Annotated in this window: 16 protein-coding genes and 1 tRNA gene; 10 read left to right on the top strand and 7 right to left on the bottom strand. The window is 43.5% G+C overall.

Annotated features, from left to right (window positions below; translation table 11 throughout):
* Positions 1–34 precede the first annotated feature (34 nt).
* Both ACE5CV_RS17560 and ACE5CV_RS17555 read left to right on the top strand, forming a co-directional pair.
* Complete coding sequence (locus ACE5CV_RS17560; RefSeq protein ID WP_374951499.1) at positions 35–667, top strand: polysaccharide deacetylase family protein; 633 nt, start codon at positions 35–37, stop codon at positions 665–667.
* Between the two features lie 86 nt (positions 668–753).
* Positions 754–1,854, top strand: a complete 1,101-nt coding sequence (locus ACE5CV_RS17555; RefSeq protein WP_374951498.1) for a PQQ-dependent sugar dehydrogenase — start codon at positions 754–756, stop codon at positions 1,852–1,854.
* A gap of 7 nt (positions 1,855–1,861) precedes the next feature.
* Here the strand turns inward: ACE5CV_RS17555 and ACE5CV_RS17550 are convergent, their stop codons facing one another.
* Positions 1,862–2,293, bottom strand: a complete 432-nt coding sequence (locus ACE5CV_RS17550; protein ID WP_374951497.1) for a GNAT family N-acetyltransferase — start codon at positions 2,291–2,293, stop codon at positions 1,862–1,864.
* Between the two features lie 136 nt (positions 2,294–2,429).
* Here ACE5CV_RS17550 and ACE5CV_RS17545 point away from each other — a divergent pair, with 136 nt between their 5' ends.
* Together ACE5CV_RS17545 and ACE5CV_RS17540 are read left to right on the top strand one after the other, a co-directional pair.
* Positions 2,430–4,697, top strand: coding sequence for an aconitate hydratase (locus ACE5CV_RS17545; RefSeq protein WP_374951496.1), 2,268 nt, complete (start codon positions 2,430–2,432; stop codon positions 4,695–4,697).
* A gap of 235 nt (positions 4,698–4,932) precedes the next feature.
* On the top strand, positions 4,933–5,325 hold the full coding sequence (locus tag ACE5CV_RS17540) for a hypothetical protein (protein WP_374951495.1): 393 nt from the start codon (positions 4,933–4,935) through the stop codon (positions 5,323–5,325).
* 242 nt (positions 5,326–5,567) lie between these two features.
* Here the strand turns inward: ACE5CV_RS17540 and uvrA are convergent, their stop codons facing one another.
* Complete coding sequence (uvrA, locus tag ACE5CV_RS17535) at positions 5,568–8,498, bottom strand: excinuclease ABC subunit UvrA (RefSeq protein WP_374951494.1); 2,931 nt, start codon at positions 8,496–8,498, stop codon at positions 5,568–5,570.
* A gap of 442 nt (positions 8,499–8,940) precedes the next feature.
* Between uvrA and ACE5CV_RS17530 the strand changes: the two genes are divergently transcribed.
* The 4 genes from ACE5CV_RS17530 (at position 8,941) to recA (ending at position 12,118) form a co-directional block, all read left to right on the top strand.
* On the top strand, positions 8,941–9,525 hold the full coding sequence (locus ACE5CV_RS17530; RefSeq protein WP_374951493.1) for an RNA polymerase sigma factor: 585 nt from the start codon (positions 8,941–8,943) through the stop codon (positions 9,523–9,525).
* Positions 9,526–9,803: 278 nt separating this feature from the next.
* Positions 9,804–10,001 (top strand): hypothetical protein, encoded by a 198-nt coding sequence (locus ACE5CV_RS17525; protein ID WP_374951492.1) that lies wholly within the window; start codon positions 9,804–9,806, stop codon positions 9,999–10,001.
* A 206-nt stretch (positions 10,002–10,207) separates the two neighbouring features.
* Positions 10,208–10,966: an endonuclease III gene (nth, locus tag ACE5CV_RS17520; protein ID WP_374951491.1), complete on the top strand. Its 759-nt coding sequence runs from the start codon at positions 10,208–10,210 to the stop codon at positions 10,964–10,966.
* A 144-nt stretch (positions 10,967–11,110) separates the two neighbouring features.
* Positions 11,111–12,118 (top strand): recombinase RecA, encoded by a 1,008-nt coding sequence (recA, locus tag ACE5CV_RS17515; RefSeq protein ID WP_374951490.1) that lies wholly within the window; start codon positions 11,111–11,113, stop codon positions 12,116–12,118.
* Positions 12,119–12,247: 129 nt separating this feature from the next.
* Here the strand turns inward: recA and ACE5CV_RS17510 are convergent, their stop codons facing one another.
* Both ACE5CV_RS17510 and tsaD read right to left on the bottom strand, forming a co-directional pair.
* Complete coding sequence (locus ACE5CV_RS17510; protein WP_191162031.1) at positions 12,248–12,418, bottom strand: hypothetical protein; 171 nt, start codon at positions 12,416–12,418, stop codon at positions 12,248–12,250.
* Positions 12,419–12,453: 35 nt separating this feature from the next.
* Positions 12,454–13,455, bottom strand: coding sequence for a tRNA (adenosine(37)-N6)-threonylcarbamoyltransferase complex transferase subunit TsaD (gene tsaD / locus ACE5CV_RS17505; RefSeq protein ID WP_374951489.1), 1,002 nt, complete (start codon positions 13,453–13,455; stop codon positions 12,454–12,456).
* Between the two features lie 188 nt (positions 13,456–13,643).
* On the opposite strand from tsaD, the gene ACE5CV_RS17500 reads away from it, so the two are divergent.
* Positions 13,644–18,110, top strand: a complete 4,467-nt coding sequence (locus ACE5CV_RS17500) for a translocation/assembly module TamB domain-containing protein (protein WP_374951488.1) — start codon at positions 13,644–13,646, stop codon at positions 18,108–18,110.
* Here ACE5CV_RS17500 and ACE5CV_RS17495 read toward each other — a convergent pair.
* The 3 genes from ACE5CV_RS17495 to ACE5CV_RS17485 all read right to left on the bottom strand — a co-directional run bounded on the left by ACE5CV_RS17495 (position 18,107) and on the right by ACE5CV_RS17485 (position 21,314).
* Positions 18,107–19,312 carry a bifunctional 3,4-dihydroxy-2-butanone-4-phosphate synthase/GTP cyclohydrolase II gene (locus ACE5CV_RS17495; RefSeq protein ID WP_374951487.1) on the bottom strand — a complete coding sequence of 402 codons (1,206 nt, stop codon included), beginning with the start codon at positions 19,310–19,312 and terminating at the stop codon, positions 18,107–18,109. The two genes, ACE5CV_RS17500 and ACE5CV_RS17495, sit on opposite strands and share 4 nt — an antisense overlap.
* Before the next feature lie 97 nt (positions 19,313–19,409).
* Positions 19,410–20,834: an LptF/LptG family permease gene (locus ACE5CV_RS17490; protein ID WP_374951486.1), complete on the bottom strand. Its 1,425-nt coding sequence runs from the start codon at positions 20,832–20,834 to the stop codon at positions 19,410–19,412.
* Positions 20,835–20,933: 99 nt separating this feature from the next.
* Positions 20,934–21,314, bottom strand: coding sequence for an START-like domain-containing protein (locus ACE5CV_RS17485; protein ID WP_374951485.1), 381 nt, complete (start codon positions 21,312–21,314; stop codon positions 20,934–20,936).
* A gap of 113 nt (positions 21,315–21,427) precedes the next feature.
* Here ACE5CV_RS17485 and ACE5CV_RS17480 point away from each other — a divergent pair.
* Positions 21,428–21,501, top strand: a tRNA-Met gene (locus ACE5CV_RS17480).
* The last annotated feature ends 89 nt before the right edge of the window (positions 21,502–21,590 follow it).

Raw genomic sequence — 21,590 nt, 5'->3', positions numbered from 1 at the left:
TAATGGCTACGAAACATTTTAACTCCAAATTTGCATGTACCTGGTAAAGACCCCATGGCTGCTTAAAAAGCTGTATCCTAATTTAATATGGGATGCAAAGCCGCAGGCTACCCGCTGCATTTATTTGACTTTTGACGACGGCCCTATACCCATTGTTACACCCTTTGTGTTAAATATTTTAAAAAAGTATAATGCACAGGCTACCTTTTTTTGCATAGGCGATAATGTGCGCAAACACCCCGCTGTTTTTGAGCAGGTAAAAGCCGGCGGCCATGCCATTGGCAACCACACTTTTAACCATCTTAAAGGATGGGATACCCCAAACAACCTTTACCTGGATGATTTTGTACAGGCCGATAAACTGATAAACAGCCAACTGTTTCGCCCGCCTTACGGAAGGGCAAAAAGGAAACAGGTTAAGTTACTTAAAGCGGCAAAGCCCGGGTTACAAATAGTGATGTGGAACGTTTTAAGCGGCGACTTTGACGTTAACCTTAGCCCGGAGCGCTGTTTAAGTAATGTAGTTGATAATACCGCAGCCGGGTCAATCGTACTGTTTCACGACAGCCTTAAAGCCTTTGACCGGCTGGAATATGCCCTACCCAGGGCCATGGAATACTGGAGCGCACAGGGGTATGAATTTAAAAGTTTAAAAAACTTGCAATAACCATTTGCACGTTACCTTAATTTACAACAACAATTTCCATTCTTCCCTGTTAAAATATTAACCCCCACTTATTTAATATTTAGCTTATGAAAAAATGGACAACCTTCGCTGCTATTTTTTGTGTGGTATTTTTTATTACCTGTAAGAAAAGCACTGACGATAGCACCGACAACCGGCCGGATGCCACACTTACGGACGTTGTTTTAACGCAAAATTTAACCTTTCCGTGGGAGATACTGTGGGGGGCCGACAATAAGCTTTGGATAACCGAGCGCGGCGGCAAGATCAGCCGTGTCGACCCTGCTACAGGGGCCATCACACCGGTTATCACGTTAACAGACGTTGTATCACAAGGCGAAGGCGGGCTGTTAGGCATGGTTCTTCACCCAGACTTTGCCACTACCCCCGAAGTATTTGTAGCCTATAATTACTTAAAGGCCGGGCAGTACACCAAAAAAATTGTAAAGTTCACTTACAACGGTACCACGCTTATTAACCCCGTAGTACTGCTGGACAATATACCCGCAGCAGTAAACCATAACGGTACACGGTTAGCCATATCGCCCGATAAAAAATTATTTATTACCAGCGGCGATGCCGCAACCGCCTCCCGCGCGCAGGACAAAAGCAACCCTGCAGGTAAAATTCAACGCATTAACCTGGACGGCAGTATCCCGGCCGATAACCCGGTTGCGGGCAGCACGCTTTGGAGCTATGGCCATCGTAACCCGCAAGGTTTGGTATTCGTAGTCGACAGGCTTTACAGCTCGGAACATGGCAACACTACTGATGATGAAGTTAATATTATACAAAAAGACCGGAATTTTGGCTGGCCTACCGTTGAGGGCTTTTGCAATACCAACGACGAAAAATCTTTTTGTACCATCAACAACGTGGCAGAGCCCATATTTGCCTGGACACCAACCATCGCGCCATCCGGTATAGATTATTATAACCACAACGCCATCCCGCAATGGAAAAATTCTTTGCTGTTAGCGGTATTAAAAGACCAGGAACTATTGCAGTTGAAGCTTAACGATGCCGGCGATAAAGTGGATGTGGTAAATACGTTTTACAAGAATAGTTATGGCCGTTTACGTGATTTGGCCATATCGCCGATAGGCGATGTTTACCTGATTACCAGCAACGGCACCAACGATAAGATCATTAAAGTTAGTGTAAAGTAGCCGGCGCTTAAATAAGCTCCATTTGCAATATCGGATATGGTTTACCTGCGCCATCTGTTTCAGAACGGCCGGTAACATCGAAACCCATATACCGGTAAAACCCTTTGGCCTGCTCGTTTTGTTCATTTACATTGACTTTTTTAACCTGTTTTTGATCAATGGCAAATTCAAGCAGGCGTTTGCCTGCCCCTTTACCCATAGCGTGGGGGTGGATGAACAGCATGTGGACTAAATCGCCGGCAATACCAACAAATCCGGTCATTTGCCCGTTTTGCCTGGTACAGTAAAGTTTAACCTGGCTCAAATATTTATATTGAAGCAATTGCTTGTAAACTGCAATATCATCTTCGGTTAAATAATGATGGGTGGCCCTTACAGAATTTTCCCAAAGATCAATCAGATGTGGATATTCTGCTTTAATAACGATGTATATGTTCATTTATAAGTTATTTAGAACATATCCAAATAACAATTGTACAAACCGTTGACTGTGAATAAAGTTTATAATTAGTAAATTCGCGGCTATCCCGTTAAGGGGTAACATTTCTTTTACTACAACCAAAAAATCAAACAATATGGCTTTTGATTTAGACATGATCAAAAAGGTTTATGATCGCTATAGCACCCGTGTGGATGCTGCCCGTACAGCGACCGGTAAATCTCTTACATTAACAGAGAAAATATTATATGCCCACCTTACAGAAGGTGATGCTAAACGTGCATTTGAGCGTGGTACCGACTACGTTGACTTTGCACCAGACCGTGTAGCAATGCAGGATGCAACCGCCCAAATGGCGCTTTTGCAGTTTATGCAGGCTGGCCGCCCGCAGGTTGCTGTACCATCAACCGTGCATTGCGACCACCTTATACAAGCTAAAGTTGGCGCTGTTGCCGATTTAAATACAGCGGTTGATATTAACCGCGAAGTTTACGATTTCCTTTCATCTGTATCTGATAAATACGGTATTGGTTTCTGGAAAGCCGGTGCGGGTATCATTCACCAGGTAGTGTTAGAGAATTATGCTTTCCCGGGTGGTATGATGATCGGCACCGATTCACACACACCTAACGCGGGTGGTTTGGGTATGGTTGCTATTGGTGTTGGCGGTGCCGATGCATGTGATGTAATGGCAGGCCTGCCCTGGGAGTTAAAATTCCCTAAGCTTATCGGTGTTAAATTAACCGGTAAATTATCCGGCTGGACATCAGCTAAAGACGTTATTTTGAAAGTAGCAGGTATCCTTACCGTAAAGGGTGGTACCGGTGCTATTGTTGAATATTTTGGCGAAGGTGCACGTTCACTTTCTGCAACCGGTAAAGGTACCATCTGTAACATGGGTGCCGAAATTGGTGCAACCACTTCCATATTCGGTTACGATGAAAAGATCGCTGCTTACCTGCGTGGTACCAAACGTGCTGAAGTTGCCGATATGGCTGATGCCGTTGCTGAGCACCTGACCGGTGATGAAGAAGTTTACAACAACCCGGCCGCGTACTTCGACCAGGTGATCGAGATCAACCTGAGCGAGTTAGAGCCACACGTTAACGGTCCGTTTACCCCTGATCTGGCATGGCCTATCTCTAAATTCGCTACTGCCGTTAGAGAGAACAACTGGCCTACAACTTTAGAGGTTGGTTTGATCGGTTCTTGTACCAACTCATCTTACGAGGATATTACCCGCTCGGCTTCTATTGCTAAACAGGCTATCGATAAAAACTTACAAACCAAGGCCGAATTTACCATTACACCGGGTTCGGAACTGGTGCGTTATACAGTTGAGCGCGATGGTTACTTAGGTACTTTTGAGAATATGGGCGGTGTTGTTTTGGCTAATGCCTGCGGCCCTTGTATAGGCCAATGGGCCCGTCATACAGACGACCCTACCCGCAAAAACTCCATCATTACTTCATTCAACCGTAACTTTGCAAAACGCCAGGACGGTAACCCTAATACACACGCCTTTGTAGCCTCTCCAGAGATTGTTACAGCGTTTGTTATTGCCGGCGACCTTACCTTTAACCCCTTAACAGATACGCTGACCAACAAGGACGGTGAGCAGGTTAAATTTGATGAACCGGAAGGTATTGAAATGCCGATAAGAGGTTATGCAGTTGAAGATGCAGGTTACCAGGCACCTGCCGAAGATGGCAGCCAGGTACAGGTTTTGGTTAGCCCAACCTCATCACGTTTACAGTTACTGGAGCCGTTTACCCCGTGGGAAGGTACAGACATTAAGGGCTTAAAGCTTTTGATTAAAGCCCGTGGTAAATGTACTACCGACCATATTTCTATGGCAGGCCCATGGTTAAAGTTCCGCGGTCACCTGGACAACATATCTAACAATATGCTGATCGGTGCTATTAACTATTTCAATAACACCGCAGATAGCGTTAAAAATGAACTGACCGGCGAGTACGGTCCGGTTCCGGCTACACAGCGCGATTATAAAGCGCATGGCATCGGTTCTATCGTTGTAGGGGATGAGAATTACGGTGAAGGTTCATCACGTGAGCACGCGGCAATGGAGCCACGCCACCTGGGCGTACGTGCCATATTGGTAAAATCATTTGCCCGTATCCACGAAACCAACCTGAAGAAACAAGGTATGCTGGGCATCACGTTTGCTGATAGCAACGATTACGAAAAGATCCAGGAAGATGATACCATAGATATTACTGGCTTAACTACGTTTGCCCCCGGCCAACAGTTAACCGTAGTGTTAAACCACAAAGATGGTTCGTCAGAGTCATTCCCGGTTAACCATACCTATAACGCTCAGCAAATTGAGTGGTTTAAAGCAGGTGGTGCATTAAACATCATCCGCAGGCAAATGGCTAACTAAGTAGAACGTTAAAAGTTATAGTAAAAAGCCTTCCTGGATGGGGAGGCTTTTTTTGTGGGGTATAGTGATTTAAGAATTCCTTTTATATTAGAGCATGGATTTGTTTCACAAAACAATTGATGTTAACAAAAGTATTAAAAGAGAAAGATTGGTCTACAATGGTAGCTTCCGCTTGTATTTTCAGTATTTCAACCGTTGTTTAATTTCAGGGACCGTTTTGTACTTATGTTACATCTTGATCCAAGTAAACGAAATCCCTGACCCATTAGCCACTGTATTATTTTCAACAGCATCCATTTGGATACTTTGTAGTGTTTACTTTGTAAATAAGTTGAGCAAATTCACTGGTTTAAATGAAAAAGAAAACAAATTAAAAGTAGTTGATTTTTTTCAAAGGGAATTTAAAAATATAAAGTGCTTGTACTACGTAACTGGATATATATATGTCTACATAAGTGATTCAAAGCGAATCGGTATAACCAAAATCATTACATTAATTTTTAATAACGATAAAGTTTATTTAAATATTTCAACACTGAATAGAAGAACAAATTCAAAGATGTTTCTCACAGGGGCTTACGATTATTTTAAAGCGAAAAAATACATAGAAAATATTACGCGAGTATAAAATGGTTAACTAAAGTAAAAGTCTTCCTGATTTGGCGAGGCTTTTTAGTGGGCTGTTCACCCTGTCATTTCGAACGAGGTACGAGGAGAAATCTTCTTCAACTGTTTAATTGGAACTTTGTATGACGCAGAAGATTTCTCCTCGCTGTCGCTCGTTCGAACTAACAACCATTGTTAATTAAAAATTGCGATGGGTTTTATCCCCATCGCAATCAGTAAATCCACTCTCTAATTATTAATCTTTTAAATAAACCTATCCGCTAAATACTTACCGGTATAACTATTTTCTATTTTAATCAGGTCTTCGGGCAAACCTTCAAAAACTACCTTACCGCCGCGGTCGCCGCCTTCGGGGCCAATATCTATCACCCAGTCGGCGCATTTTATCACATCCATATTATGTTCTATCACAATAATGGTGTTGCCATGCTCTAAAAGGGCATCAAACGATTTAAGGAGTTTTTTAATATCTGCAAAGTGCAATCCTGTTGTCGGCTCATCAAAAATGAACATGGTTTTGTGCGTGTTGTTGCCCTTCACCAGGAACGATGCCAGTTTAATACGTTGCGCCTCGCCGCCCGATAATGTATTTGATGACTGGCCCAACTGCACATAGCCCAAACCAACATCTACTAAAGGTTTTATCTTGGCCAGTATCTTAGGGTCTTTTGCAAAAAATTCCAGTCCTTCGTCAATGGTCATCTCCAACACTTCCGATACATTTTTATCCTGGTACGTAACATCCAGTATATGCTGTTTAAAGCGTTTACCGTTACAAGCCTCGCAGGTAAGGAAAATATCAGCCATAAACTGCATTTCTATCTTTACCTCTCCCTCGCCCTGGCAAACGTCGCAACGGCCGCCTTCCACGTTAAAAGAAAATGCCGATGGCTTAAGTCCGGCCGCTTTAGATGCCGGCAAGGCCGCGTACAGGTTGCGGATCTCATCCCACGCCTTAACATACGTAACCGGATTTGAGCGTGATGAGCGGCCTATCGGGTTTTGATCAACCAGTTCAACTTGCTCAATTTTGCCATAGTCGCCTTCAATACTGTCAAAAGCGCCGTTTTGATCGCCGTTGTAATTTCCCAAAGTTTTTTGCAGCGCCGGTGCCAGGATCCGCTTAACCAGGCTTGTTTTTCCGGAACCGGATACACCGGTTACCACGGTAAGCACCCCCAACGGGAACTTTGCGTCGGCGTGTTTAAGGTTATTTTCGCGCGCGCCTTTTATCTCTATAAAATCGCTCCACTTGCGGCGGCTTTTAGGTATTGCAATCTCTTCGCGGCCGCTCAGATATTTGCCTGTGAGGCTGTTATCGTCAACTATGATCTGGTCATAAGTACCGGTAAAGATGAGGTTACCGCCGTGGGTGCCGGCTTCCGGGCCGATATCAATAATATAGTCGGCAGCTTTCATAATCTCTTCCTCATGCTCCACAACCAAAACGGTGTTACCTACATCGCGCAGGGAACGTAGTACGGTTATTAAACGCTGTGTATCGCGCGGGTGAAGGCCAATGCTCGGCTCGTCCAGTACGTATATCGACCCCACCAAACTGCTGCCCAAAGATGTGGCCAGGTTGATGCGCTGCGATTCGCCGCCAGACAGCGTATTAGATAAACGGTTAAGCGTTAAATAACTTAAACCTACATCGTTTAAAAAGCTTAACCGGTTGTTTATCTCCAGCAGCAGGCGCTTACCAACCTTCAGATCGGTTTCGTTTAAAGTTAAGCCACAAAAAAATTCCATTGCCCTGTCTAAAGGCATCAGTACCACATCCTGGATAGACATGCCGTCTATCTTTACGTATGATGCATCTTTGCGGAGCCGGCTTCCCTTACACTCGGGGCAGGTGGTTTTACCACGATAACGCGATAGCAGCACCCGGTACTGGATCTTGTAGGTTTGCTCCTCCATCTCTTTGAAAAAAGCATCCAGCCCTCGGAAATATTGGTTACCTGTCCACAGCAATCTCTGCTGCGCTTCGGTTAACTGGTTATATTGGCGGTGTATAGGAAAATCAAACTTAAGGGAACTTTTCACCAGCACCTCGTTCCATTCGCGCATTTTTTCGCCACGCCATGGGGCAATTGCACCTTCATAAATAGTTTTGCTTTTATCGGGTATCACCAGGTCCTCATCTATACCAATCACCTTGCCGTAGCCTTCACATTTTTTGCAAGCGCCGTAAGGGTTGTTAAAGCTGAAAAAGTTAGGCGTTGGCTCTTCAAAACGCATATCATCCAGTTCAAAGCGGTCGCAGAAGAAACGCTCGTTCTCATCTTGTGCTTCCGGTTCACGGTAACGTACATAGCAATCGCCTTTACCTTCAAAAAACGCGGTCTGGATACTATCGCCTAAACGGCTGATGGTTTCGTCCTCCTCGTTTTTTGTTATACGGTCAATAACAATACGTACCGGCAGGTTATGCGTAGTAAGCGACATATTGCGGGCGGTTTCATCATTCTCTGCCTCGTCGTCGCTCGCTGCTTTTGATTTTTTGCCTTTTGCTTTGGGTTTAATCTCTGTTGCTTCTTCGGCAGTTAACAGGTTAGTGTTAATACTCTCGTCCTCCAGCATTTCTTCAATGCGGGATAGTTTGCCATTATACTCCACCCTTACAAAACCCTTTTGCAGTAATACCGCCAGCTCTTCTTTCAGGCTACGGTTATTGTGCGGGTGCAATGGGCATAATACAGTTACCTGGGTATCATCCGGCATAGCCGTGATAAAATTGATAACATCGGTTACCGAATCTTTTTTAACAATGCCGCCGCTAACAGGCGATATGGTTTTGCCAATGCGCGAAAAAAGCAGCTTCAGATAATCGTATATTTCAGTACTGGTACCAACGGTAGACCGCGGGTTGCTGGTGATCACTTTTTGCTCGATAGCTATTGCCGGGGCGATGCCTTTAATGTAATCAACGTCAGGTTTGTTCATACGGCCCAAAAACTGTCGCGCGTATGAAGATAAGCTTTCTACATACCTGCGCTGTCCCTCGGCATAAAGGGTATCAAACGCCAGCGAAGATTTGCCAGAGCCAGACATACCCGTAACCACCACCAGTTTGTTTTTAGGGATTGCCACATCCAGGTTTTTAAGGTTGTGCACCCTAGCCCCTTTAATGATTATATTTTTTTGCGGATCTTTTTCTGCTTCCTTGATCATGCTTGTTGGTTCATTGTTGATGGTTTATAGATCTTAGTAACAATAGTTCGGTAACTGATTAAACCATTTAAAAAAGCTCAGTCTAATCAAAAGGTAAAAAACCGTTGATAGTTTTATTTAAAGGCTAAAAATACGTGAACCATGGTGTGCTGACCATCACCTGTTTTAGAAAGCGCAAAAATCCTAAAATATTTAGCGTTATCCAAACAGATTAAGTTATTAGGCGGTGGTTTATAGGTATTTAGTTGATTATTTGCACTTTGCTGACACGAAATAAAATTTGCGAACGGCGCAACTTACCCTTCAAAAAATATTTGCTTTTATTTTTTAAGATTATTATATTTGAGGGTAACAATTCCTTAACCCTAAAAAGAAACGCTATAGATAGAACTCTACATTTAATAACGACAAAAAATTTAATTTAGTTTATTAGTAGCTTTCTATGGATTTTCAATTGAAAAGTGATCAGGATCTAATCCATCTGTACATCGCCGGTGATGAAGCCGGGCTTGTTGAGCTGATACGGCGATACCAATCTAAAATTTACACATCTATTTACCTGCTTGTTAAGGACGAAGCCTTAGCCGAAGATATTTTTCAGGATACTTTTATCAAAGTAATTAATACACTGAAAGCCGGGAAATATAATGAGGAAGGAAAGTTTTTGCCCTGGGTTACACGTATAGGACACAACCTGGTGATAGACCATTTCCGCCGCGAAAAACGCGCGCCTATGGTAACCAATGGCGACGACTTTGATATTTTTGAAGTGCTGGGCAACTATGACGAAAGCGCCGAAGATAAGCTGGTGCGCGAGCAAACGCATAAAGACCTTAAAGCGCTGATACAATTGTTACCATCCGAACAGAAAGAGGTTTTGATTATGCGCCACTTTGGTGATATGAGCTTTAAAGAAATTGCCGATGTTACCGATGTAAGCATTAACACGGCACTTGGCCGCATGCGCTATGCCTTAAACAACCTGCGCAAAATGATGCAGGGCAAAGAATTGAGCCTAAAAAATTAAGTGCTATTATACTATTATAAAATACGAGCCGTTGAGTAATCAATGGCTTTTTTTATTACAGACGGTTTTGGTGCTCCAATAAATATGTTTCAGATAACGAAATCTAATATTGCAGCCACCGTCCTTTTATCGTGTCAATTCAACACAATAAATACCTCCGTAAGCCAACATTATCAGCAAGTTAGCCCTGTTGAAAAAAATTTCATTAAATTTTCATTTTCGGAAAATATTAGCGATATTCTTCCGTTATTTACTATAAATTAAATAATCTATAGCTTATGGGTGAAACCTTTACATCAACTTTTAATGCAGTCACTAACACTACTCAAGTGAAAGAATCTGAGGTACAAGAAAATTTGGAAGCCGACGATGTGATATTTTATCACTCGATCCGTGCTGATTTGGATCTTTTAAAAAAGAAACCAAAACTGCAAACTATCCACCACATTCTTGATTACTCAAAGAGCATTCGTTAGTAGTACGTACTGACCCGGTACTGGCTCATAGATCAATCCGACTGGCGTTTGCCTGCAGATTGGTTTATGAGCCTTTCTATTTACCATGATTGCTAAATGATCATTACTGTTCTATATTATCTCGTTTTGCTAATTGCATATAATTCAGGAATTTTGCAAAAATTGGTTCTAGTGTGATCTGTGAACCATCAACTAGGATCAAAAAGATGTTAAAAGCCGAACGCTATCGCCACTTTGTAGAGTATTTTTCTAAGAACCAGCCCGATGCGGTTACCGAGCTGCATTACAATAATCCCTACCAATTACTGGTGGCAGTGATCTTATCTGCCCAATGTACCGATAAGCGCATTAATCAAATTACCCCGGCACTGTTTGAGCGCTACCCGGATGCCTATGCCTTGGCCGCATCTGATGCCGATGAGATCTTTAACTACATCCGCAGCGTAAGCTACCCCAACAATAAAGCGAAGCACTTGGCCGGAATGAGTAAAATGCTGGTAGAAAAATTTAATGGCGAAGTACCGGCTAATCATGCTGATTTACAATCACTGCCCGGCGTTGGCCGCAAAACCGCAAATGTAATTGTTTCTGTTGTGTTTGATGCACCCGCCATTGCAGTAGATACGCATGTGTTCAGGGTGGCTAATCGTATTGGCCTCACCCGTGCCACTAACCCGCTGCAAAGCGAAAAACAACTGGTAGCAAATCTGCCGCAGGATACCCTTGCAGTAGCCCACCACTGGCTGATATTGCACGGCCGGTACATTTGCGTGGCGCGTACCCCGAAATGCGAGATATGCCCGCTTACCTGGTTTTGTAAATACTATGCGCAGCAGAACACCGAAACCGCTTTATTAAAAGCCGAAGCGTTAAAGATCCGTAAGGCTAAGGATGCCAGGAAGAAAAAAGCTTTAAACGCGATAGCCAGCGAGTTGGCTAGGCACAGTGTTGATAAAGATATTTGATTAAGAATTAACGGTTACCTAAGTTTACATAGTCCTGAGCGGAAACCATCAATAACCGGATGGCTAAATTAATTTTAATATAAATACTAAAAATATTAGTATTTATAAAACCTATTTTTTATATTTGTTTCACAAAAATTTCAGATGAGCAATACAGATAAATTAAAAGCATTGCAGCTTACCCTTGATAAGCTGGAAAAATCATACGGCAAAGGTACCATCATGAAAATGGGCGATACCGCAATAGAAGCTACCGAGGTGATATCAACCGGATCTTTAGGCCTTGATATAGCTTTGGGTGTTGGCGGCTTACCAAAAGGCAGGGTGATCGAAATTTATGGCCCTGAATCGTCAGGTAAAACTACTTTGGCTATCCATGCCATTGCCGAGTCACAAAAGAAAGGCGGCATTGCCGCTTTTATTGATGCAGAGCATGCGTTTGACAGGTTCTACGCAAAAAAATTAGGTGTAGATGTAGAAAATCTTTTAATATCACAGCCAGACAATGGTGAGCAGGCTTTAGAAATTGCCGATAACCTGATCCGCTCGGGCGCTATCGATATTTTGGTTATCGACTCCGTTGCGGCGTTAGTACCAAAGGCGGAGATAGAAGGCGAAATGGGTGATTCTAAAATGGGCTTGCACGCACGTTTAATGTCGCAGGCATTACGTAAGCTTACCGGTACTATCAGCAAAACCGGGTGCTGCTGTATCTTCATCAACCAGCTGCGCGATAAGATCGGTGTTATGTTTGGTAATCCCGAAACCACTACCGGTGGTAACGCGCTAAAATTTTATGCTTCTGTACGTTTAGATGTTCGCCGTATATCGCAGATCAAAGATACCGACGAGGTATCAGGTAACCGCGTAAAAGTGAAGATCGTGAAAAATAAAGTTGCCCCTCCGTTCCGTATTGCCGAATTTGATATTATGTTTGGCGAAGGTATTTCAAAGGCAGGCGAAATCATTGACCTGGGTGTTGAATACAACATCATTAAAAAAGCAGGATCCTGGTTTAGCTATGGCGAAACCCGTTTAGGCCAGGGGCGTGATGCGGTTAAACAACTGATATTGGATAATCCCGAGTTGATGGAAGAACTGGAAATCAAGATCAAAGCGACCGTTACCGGTGAATCGCTTGCGGAAGCGTAAGCAGCTGTCGCCATATACAAAAAAAGCCTCCCATCACCGGGAGGCTTTTTTTGTATAATAAATTTAGCACAAATTAATATACGAACTTAAGGAGCGTTGCTTTGCAAGATTCGAATTAAAACCGGGTATTTATTTTCCGCCGGTTTTCCAATACATGTAAGCAATACAGCCTACAACCATAATGGCCAGCACAATAAGGCCGGTTACACCCTTTCGTTTATCCTGACGCATTACCCAAACCAAAAAAACAACAAGCGGCAGCACAAAAACCGTCCAAAATATAAGCGAAGGGATATTCATATAGTGATCTGTTGAATGGATGATTAAATCATTATTTACATCGGCATTCTTGCCAGCGGTGCTATTTCCTGCCCGGCAAATTCGCCTTTTAAAAATTTGTAGTAACCTGCTATCGCAATCATAGCAGCATTATCAGTGCAGTATTCAAACTTAGGGATAAAAACGTTCCAGCCGTTTTCTGCTCCCATTTGGGTAAGCGCCGCGCGTAAACCAGTATTGGCCGATACCCCACCAGCCAGCGCAATATCTTTGATGCTATAGTCAATCGCGGCACGCTTAAGCTTATTGAGCAATATTGTGGCTACGCGTTTTTCTACAGATGCGCAGATATCTGGCAAATTCTGTGTTATAAAGTCAGGGTTTGCCTTTACATTGTCCCTTATAAAATAAAGGATGGCTGTTTTAACCCCACTAAAGCTAAAATCATATCCCGGGATCTGCGGCTCGGGGAATTTATAAGCATCGGGGTTACCGCTGCGTGCATGCTTATCTATCAAAGGCCCACCGGGATATGGCAACCCTAAGATCTTGCTGGTTTTATCCATTGCCTCGCCCGCTGCGTCATCCAGTGTCTGGCCAATTACCTGCATATCAAAGTGATCTTTTACCAGTACGATTTGCGTGTGACCGCCCGATACGGTAAGGCATAAAAACGGAAAGGTTGGTTTTTTAGGGTCTATGAAATGTGCCAGGATGTGCGCCTGCATGTGGTTAATATCAATTAGGGGCAGGTTTTTGGCGAGTGCAAATGCCTTAGCAAATGATACACCAACTAATAATGAACCTAAAAGGCCCGGGCCACGCGTAAAAGCTACCGCATCAATATCATTTTTGCTTACTTTTGCGTTCAATAATGCTTGTTGTACAGCAGGGACAATATTTTGCTGATGAACCCTTGAGGCAAGCTCGGGCACAACACCGCCGTAGGCTTCGTGAATGGTTTGATTTGCAATTACATTGCTCAATATCTCGCCATCAACACAAACCGACGCAGATGTTTCATCACATGAAGACTCGATTGCTAATATTACAGGCACGTTTTATTGAATTAACCAGTTAATGAATTATTGATTTAGATAGCGAAATATCAAACTATTAACGCCTTTAAGCGTATAGCGATAGGGCAATTCTTCAAATCATTTACTCAACTAACCGGTGATTATTATTAATCTGCAAAGTTATTAAAAAACTACTCAAAATAGCGTTAGGCGTTGTACTGATAATTTTGCTGCTGGTTAGCGTGGTGCTGGTACTGATACAGTATGAGCCGGTGCAAACGTGGGCGGCAAAAAAGGCAACATCTTATCTTTCTAAAGAACTTAAAACAACCGTAGATATAAAGCGCCTTAAGATAGTGCCATTTTCGTCTGTAGTGTTAGAGGGGCTTTATATTTTAGATAAACAGCAGGACACCTTGCTTAGTACGCCTAAACTCGCTGTTGAACTTACCAGCTTTTCGGTTTTTAACAGCATCAAAAAAAAGGAACTCAATTTTGCCACTATCCAATTGGATAACGGTTCCTTTTACCTGAAGAAACTAAAGGACAGCACTACCAACCTTAAATTCGTCATAGATTACTTCAACTCGGGCGATACCACTAAAAAGAAGAGCCAGCCCTGGACACTCAATTTTGAAAAGATCAGCGTAAATAATTTCCATTTCAGGTACAAAAACAAGTTACGCGATACGGTAATGAGCGGCGTAAACTTTGATGATCTGGACGTTAAACATTTTAGTACCGTTGTGCGCAATATGGATTTGAAGAACCACTTATTTAAAGCCCGCATCGGTGGTATGACGCTGCAGGAAAAAAGCGGGTTCTTCCTTAAAAATTTCAATACGAATGCAACAATAGATACCAACCAGATCCTGCTACAAAACCTAAATATCCTTACGCCTAACTCCAGTGTCAGAAATTATTTCCGGATGAAGTTTAAATCATTTATCGATTTCAACGACTTTGAAAATAAGATCAATATGGATGCGGATTTTAAGTCGTCGCATCTGTCATCAAAAGATGTGGCTTATTTTACCCCATCATTAGGGAAGATCAATTTTGAATTAGGAGTAGATGGCCGCATCCGCGGATTGGTTAACAACCTTACTGCCAGGGAACTTACGGTTACCGCAGCAAAAGCCACTTATATTAAGGGTGATTTTCACCTTACCGGCTTACCCGATTGGGAAAATACTTTTCTTCAATTAAAATTCGACCAGATAGCAACCAACAAACAGGACCTGGATTATCTGTACAGCCACTTCACCGGCAAAAACAATCAGCATGTGCCGGCTATTGTTGGCAAATTCGGCCATATCAATTTTGCGGGAAGGTTCACCGGCCTACAAAATGATTTTGTGGCTTTCGGTACATTTAAAACCAAACTTGGGCGCTTCGATCCGGATATTAACCTCAAGATAAACAAAGCAGGGGTACCCAGCTATAGCGGCAAGGTTAAAACGTCAAACTTTGATTTAGGTACGCTACTGGATAATAAGACTATTGGCCGAACTACTTTGTCTGCCAATGTGGTTGGCCGTGGCGATGATATTAACACCCTCGCAGCAAAGGGCGATGCTAAAATCGCTTACATCGGCTTTAAAGGTTACAACTATACCAATTTAACCACAAGCGGCAGCTTTATTAAAAAGGTGGTAACCGGCAAACTGAACATTAACGATAAAAACGTTAAGCTAAACCTGGCCGGCAATGTAAACCTTAATCCAACACTGCCTGTGTATAATTTTACGGGTATAGTTAATACGGCCCGTTTAAATAAAATCAAGCTGTTAAAGGATACGATCACCTTTAATACACAGATAGCAACTAAATTTTCGGGCAACAGCCTGGAGAACCTGGACGGGCACATCCTGCTGACGAACATCCGTATCATCAATCCGCGTAAAGAATACGTTGTAGATACCTTATCGGTAAATGCAGCAGGTAAGGGCAGCGATCGTACGATAGCGTTAAGATCAGATGTAGCCGACGGAAGTATTAAAGGAACCTTTGACCTTGCTACCCTGCCCTCGTACTACAAAACAATTGCTAAAAAATATATACCCTCATTAAAAACGCAAATTGTTACGCCCAAGCCGCAAAATTTCGACTTTAATCTTACGCTTAAAAATCTGGATCCGGTGTTGGCAATATTCATGCCTGATCTGAAGATACCGGAGCAAGGGTCATTTGTGGGCAAATTCAACTCTACCAATAAAACCGCAACCCTTAATGGCTATATAAAAACCATTAAGCTGGGTAAAATTGTGTTTCATGATTTTATCATTGATGAAAGCACAAGCGACGATTTACTGGGGCTCAACGTGTCGTTAAGCCGGGTCGATCTGACGGATAGTATCTACATTAAAAACATCAACTTAACTAACTTTTTAAAGAACGACAGTTTAAATTTCAACGTAAAACTGTCGGATAAATCTGCAGCCAACCAACTGGATTTGTACGGCCTTGTTGAGTTTGGGCGAGATACCACGGCAAAGCTAAAGTTATTACCATCTGACGTGATACTTGAACGCGAAACGTGGAAGATACAGGAGCAGGTGCGCATACGGCTGCTTGATGGAAAAACCCAGGTACAGGGTTTTGAACTATCTAACGGGGTGCAAAAGGTGAAGATCAACGGGTTTATATCAGACAACCCTGCCGATGAATTGAAGGTAACCTTCCAAAAATTCAGCATGGCTACCTTAAACCAGCTTACCAAATCATCGGGCGCACTTTTAAAGGGATCGCTCAATGGCGATGTAAAGCTTACCTCAATAACCAAATCGCCGGGGGTTGATGCCGCACTAACCATCGATTCGCTGATGATGAACAAAACGCTCGTTGGCGATGTAAGCATCAAATCGACCCTGGACAGTAAGCGCGACGCAGCTAAGGTTGGTTTGAAAATCAAAAACAGGGGCTTAGAAACGATGAATATTGCCGGTATATATAACATCGGCAAAAACGGCGATAGTGACAACCTGGACTTTGATGTAAAAATGGATAAAACCGAAGCCATAATCTTTGAGCCTTTTATCAAAGATCTTGTATCGGACATGAAAGGAACGGTATCTGCCGACTTAAAACTTACGGGCAAGCCATCTAATCCTGCACTTAACGGCAGCCTGTCACTTAATAATACGGGCCTTACCGTTAATTATCTTAAAACGGCGTATACAGTTAACGATAAATTGAATGTAAGCAACAGTGTGATCAATATTGATAAAATGATACTGACGGATTATCGCGGAGGCAAGGGCGAAGCAAACGGCAAGGTTGACCTGAACAACCTGTCCAACCCTACGCTTGATGTTACGCTGGATGCCAATAATCTGATGGCGCTTAACACCACCTTTAAAGATAACCACATTTACTACGGTGTGGCTTACGGCACCGGCAGGTTTAGTTTTAAAGGGCCGGTAGATAACATGAAGATCGACATTAAAGCCACCACACAAGAGGGTACGGTTTTCAATATTCCTTTAAACTCATCTGTAACTGCTGTTGATTACGACTTTATAAGGTTTGTAAACCATAATGACACCACCATGAAGGTGGTTGATAAGGTTAAATCGTTTAACGGTATCACGCTGAATTTTGACCTTACTGTTAATGAAACAACAGTAGTTAAAATTGCTACGGACTATGGTAACCTGGAAGGAAGCGGTACTGCCCGTAACCTGAAACTGAACATTAACAGCCTGGGCGATTTTGAGATGTTTGGCGAGTTCCTGATCACTACGGGTAAGTTTGAATTTACCGCCAAGGATTTCATCAGCAAAAACTTTACGGTAAGCCAGGGCGGTACTATTCGCTGGACAGGAAACCCATCTACTGCAGAGATCAACCTGAAAGCGCTTTACGAGGTGCGCACCAATATTGCACCATTGTACCAGGCAGCGGGGCTTCAATCGCCATTTGGGCCAAAGCAAGTATTGGTACAGGCGGAGTTACTGATCTCCAAATCACTCCTTCAACCAAATATCGACTTCAACTTTAATTTCCCGGTAGAGCCATCTATAAAGGATGACCTGGGCACTTACCTGTCTGACAATAATAACCGCAGCCAGCAGGCGCTAAGCATCATTGTACGACGCAGTTTTGCATCAGGCACAGGCAGCAATTTAACCAACCAGGTTTTGGGTACCGCGCGGGACGCGGTGAGCGAGTTTGCCTTTAATAAGCTCAACAACTTTATTTCGCAATCGAACCTCAAGAATTTCGACTTAAACATCCGCTCATTTAACGATGCCAGTTTAGGCATCAGGCTTTTTGGCGACAGGTTGCTTTTTAACGGTAACGTGTACTCCAATACCGGCACCGGTGATCTTTTCAATAACAATCAAACCCTGCTGAACACAGATTTCCGTACGCTTACAAAAGATGTGGAGGTACAGTATCTGATCCGTAAGGATGGTAACCTGCGTGCAAGATATTCTTACCGCGCTTTAAACAGTACCACACTTAATACCATAAGCGATAACCTTGGCGTGCAGTATGTAAACGGTATCGGTTTAGTTTATCAGCGCGATTTTGACACTTTTGGCGAATTTATCCGCAATATTTTCCGGCAGAGCAGGCGCAACAGGGCACCGGTTAGTCCAACACCTTCACAACCGGCAACTACTACACCGGTAGTATCCGGCGGCAATGGCCCAAAGGGAAAAGAAGAGGACGATAAGGATAATTAATGCTCGCGCATAATGGCATGATCCATTTTATCGCGCTTGGTGCGTAAGTAAGCTTCGTTATGTGGGTTAGATGCAATTTCAATAGGGATGTTCTCCACCACTTCCAAACCATAGCCAATGAGCCCGGCGCGTTTCTTAGGGTTGTTGGTAAGCAGGCGCATTTTTGAGATGCCCAGGCTACGCAATATTTGCGCGCCGATACCGTAATCCCGCTGGTCCATCTGGAAACCTAATTTGATGTTGGCTTCTACCGTATCCAAACCGTTTTCCTGCAGGTGGTAAGCTTTTAATTTGTTCACCAGGCCAATGCCGCGGCCCTCCTGGTTCATGTAAACAATTACCCCTTTACCCTCCTGGCTAATAATCTCCATCGCTTTATGCAGCTGAGGGCCACAATCGCAACGGCACGACCCAAAGATATCACCGGTAACGCATGAGCTGTGCACGCGGACTAAAACAGGTTCATCAGGGGCCCATTCGCCTTTAACCAGGGCTAAATGATTTTCGCCGGTATCTAATTGTGTATAAGCGATCATGTCAAAATCACCCCATTCGGTAGGCATCTTCACTGACACCTCTTTTTTGACAAGCGACTCGGTATCGAGACGATAAGCAATCAGGTCTTTAATAGAAATGATTTTCAGGTCGAATTCTTTAGCCATCTCTAATAACTCGGGCAGTCGGGCCATATCGCCGTCTTCCTTCATTATTTCGCAGATTACACCAGCCGGCTCAAACCCTGCCAGTACCGACAGATCTATAGCGGCCTCGGTATGGCCTGAACGCCTTAGTACCCCTCCATCCTTTCCAATGAGCGGGAAAATATGCCCCGGACGACCAAGGTCTTCGGGCTTGATAGTTGGATCGATCAGTGCCAGGGTTGTTTTTGAACGGTCGGTAGCAGATATACCGGTTGTGCAGCCGTATCCAAGCAAATCGACAGATACTGTAAAATTAGTTTCGTGCGAGGTGGTATTTCTGCTTACCATTGGTTCCAACTCTAACTCTTGGGCGCGCCTTTTACTAATCGGAGCGCAAACCAGGCCACGGCCATAACGCACCATAAAATTGATGGTCTCTGGTGTGGCATTGCGGGCGGCAGTTAAAAAGTCGCCTTCATTCTCGCGGTCTTCGTCGTCAACAACTATGATGGTTTTGCCAGCCTTGATGGCTTCAATGGCTTCCGGTATGGTGTTTAGCATTTTGGTACGTTTGTGGCCGGACAATCAATTTGTAAAAAGGTGCCGGTTTATGCAAAAATAAGCTATAAATTAAACAAAAGGGTCGGCAGTATGTAAATTATGCCTGCTTCTTTATCTTGAAAAACGGGATGCGTTTAAAGAAACGCTTGTATAATTCCATGTCAAACAAGGCAGAGTCGGTAGCGGCTTTGTAGGACAGGAAGATGCCAATAGGGAGCAATACCGCAATCGAGATCCAGGCGCCTATCAGTGGTGACAGGTCACCTTCCTTGGCCGACTTTTCGCCAATGGTGCCGATGATATAGTACAGCAGGAAAAAGATCACTGACACCACCACCGGTAGTCCCAATCCGCCCTTGCGAATAATAGCGCCCAATGGTGCACCTATTAAAAACAGCACAATACACCCTGCCGACAACACGAATTTTTTGTGATACTCCATTACATACCTGCGGATGCTTTTGGTATTCTCTTTATAGTTATCCAGCCGCAACTTTAAGGCTTCCTGCACCTGCCTTACTTCGCTGGAGGCATTATTATAGGCGTTTATCTTATCGCTAATGGTATGCACCAACGCGCTATCTGCCGGCAGGGGTTTTTTAACAGTTTTGGAACTTGTTGGTACGGTAAAGTACTTAATGTTTGGAATAATTAGCTTGTAGTTTACGTTTACATTACTGTCTACCTGCTTACCTGTGGAATCTATATAGCGTTCCAGCTGCTTAAGGTTCATCATCATAGATGCACTTCTGAATTCATTTTCATTGGTGTGCTTCATCTTCAGGTCTGTAAGGTCAAACCGTTGTTCGGTTTCATCGAAGCGGAAACGGGTGAGCCGCTGGCGGGTGTTGTAGTTAATATCACCGGGGGTTTCCTCGTACCTGACACCGTTCTTGAGCTTCAGGATCAGAAACATATCATCCTTTGTGCGGTACATCAAACCCGACTGGGCAAAGGTTACGATATGGTTGATCTCCAGCTGCCCGCGCTGGTAGATCATAATTCCGTGGAGGGTTTGTCCGTCCGTATCCTTTTTGCGCACCCTTATAGTATATCCCGGAAAACGGCTGCTAAAAATATTCTCGGGGAGCAGGTCGGCCGATTTTTGTTTACGGGCATCATACAGCAGCGAATAGTATTTAAGATTGGCCACCGGCAGCATATAATCTGAAAAGATAAACGCCGCAACACTGATCACAAACACAACCACCATCATAGGGTACATGGCACGGCGTAACGAGATACCGGCAGATTTAATAGCCACCAGCTCGTAATTTTCGCCCAGGCTGCCGTAAGTCATGATAGAGGATAAGAGAACCGAAAGCGGCAGCGCCATTGCCAGGTTAGTGGCCGAATTGTACATCATCAGTTCGAGAATGATATACCACTCAAAGCCTTTACCTATCAAATCGTCGATGTACTTGAATAGAAACAACATCAACAGCACAAACATCACGATCAGCAAGGTGACTATAAAAGGCCTTATGAAAGATTTGAGCAGTAAAAGATGTATTTTCTTCATCAACAGGATCTTGTATACACGACAACAAACGGCAGCGCACGCAAATAATTGTTACCGCGCCCGCTAATTTGGGATACAAAAATACGGAAAAATAATGCTTTAGGCGCCCAGGGTGCTAATGAGGTAATCTATCTGGTTATCCCAAATCAGTTTGCGCTCTGCAATGGTGTCTTCGGTAGCAAAATCGGTAATGCTGAGCGCCACATCGTTGGTAAGTTCGTCCTGTACAATTTCCATTTCGAAGTAGCACTGCGGCTCGTCTTCCAGCCATTTGAAACGTACGAGTTTATTCTCTTTTATGGCTACCAATTTGGCGTTCTGTTTTTCGCCATCCCATGTAAAAGTGTAGATCTGATCTTTAACATTCACATCATCGGCAAACCATTGTGCCAGTCCGTTAGCCTCGTTCAGGAAAGTATAAAGTATTCTGGGTGAGGATTTTATTTCGTACTCAATAGCAAATTTCTTCTTCTCGGACATAGGGGTTTAACCGTTAGTAACTAATCAGGGGGTAAAAGTTAACATTTTTTCTAAAGAAAGCGAATTTCTGCTATATTTGCAAACCTTTTTTAGGAACCATCAAAATATAACCCGGCGGGGTAGCTCAGATGGTTAGAGCGTAGGATTCATAACCCTAAGGTCGGCAGTTCGATCCTGCTCCCCGCTACCTGACTGGGCAAGTCGACTTTTATAGTTGATTTGCCCTTATTTTTTGCCTCAAAAAGTGCCCTCACGCTATCAAAAACGCGGATTGCT

It is taken from the genome of Mucilaginibacter sp., from assembly GCF_964263795.1.
In the GTDB taxonomy this organism is placed as follows: Bacteria; Bacteroidota; Bacteroidia; order Sphingobacteriales; family Sphingobacteriaceae; genus Mucilaginibacter.
The sequence above is the reverse complement of the archived record's forward strand: the minus strand, read 5'-3'. Positions and strand labels throughout refer to the sequence as shown.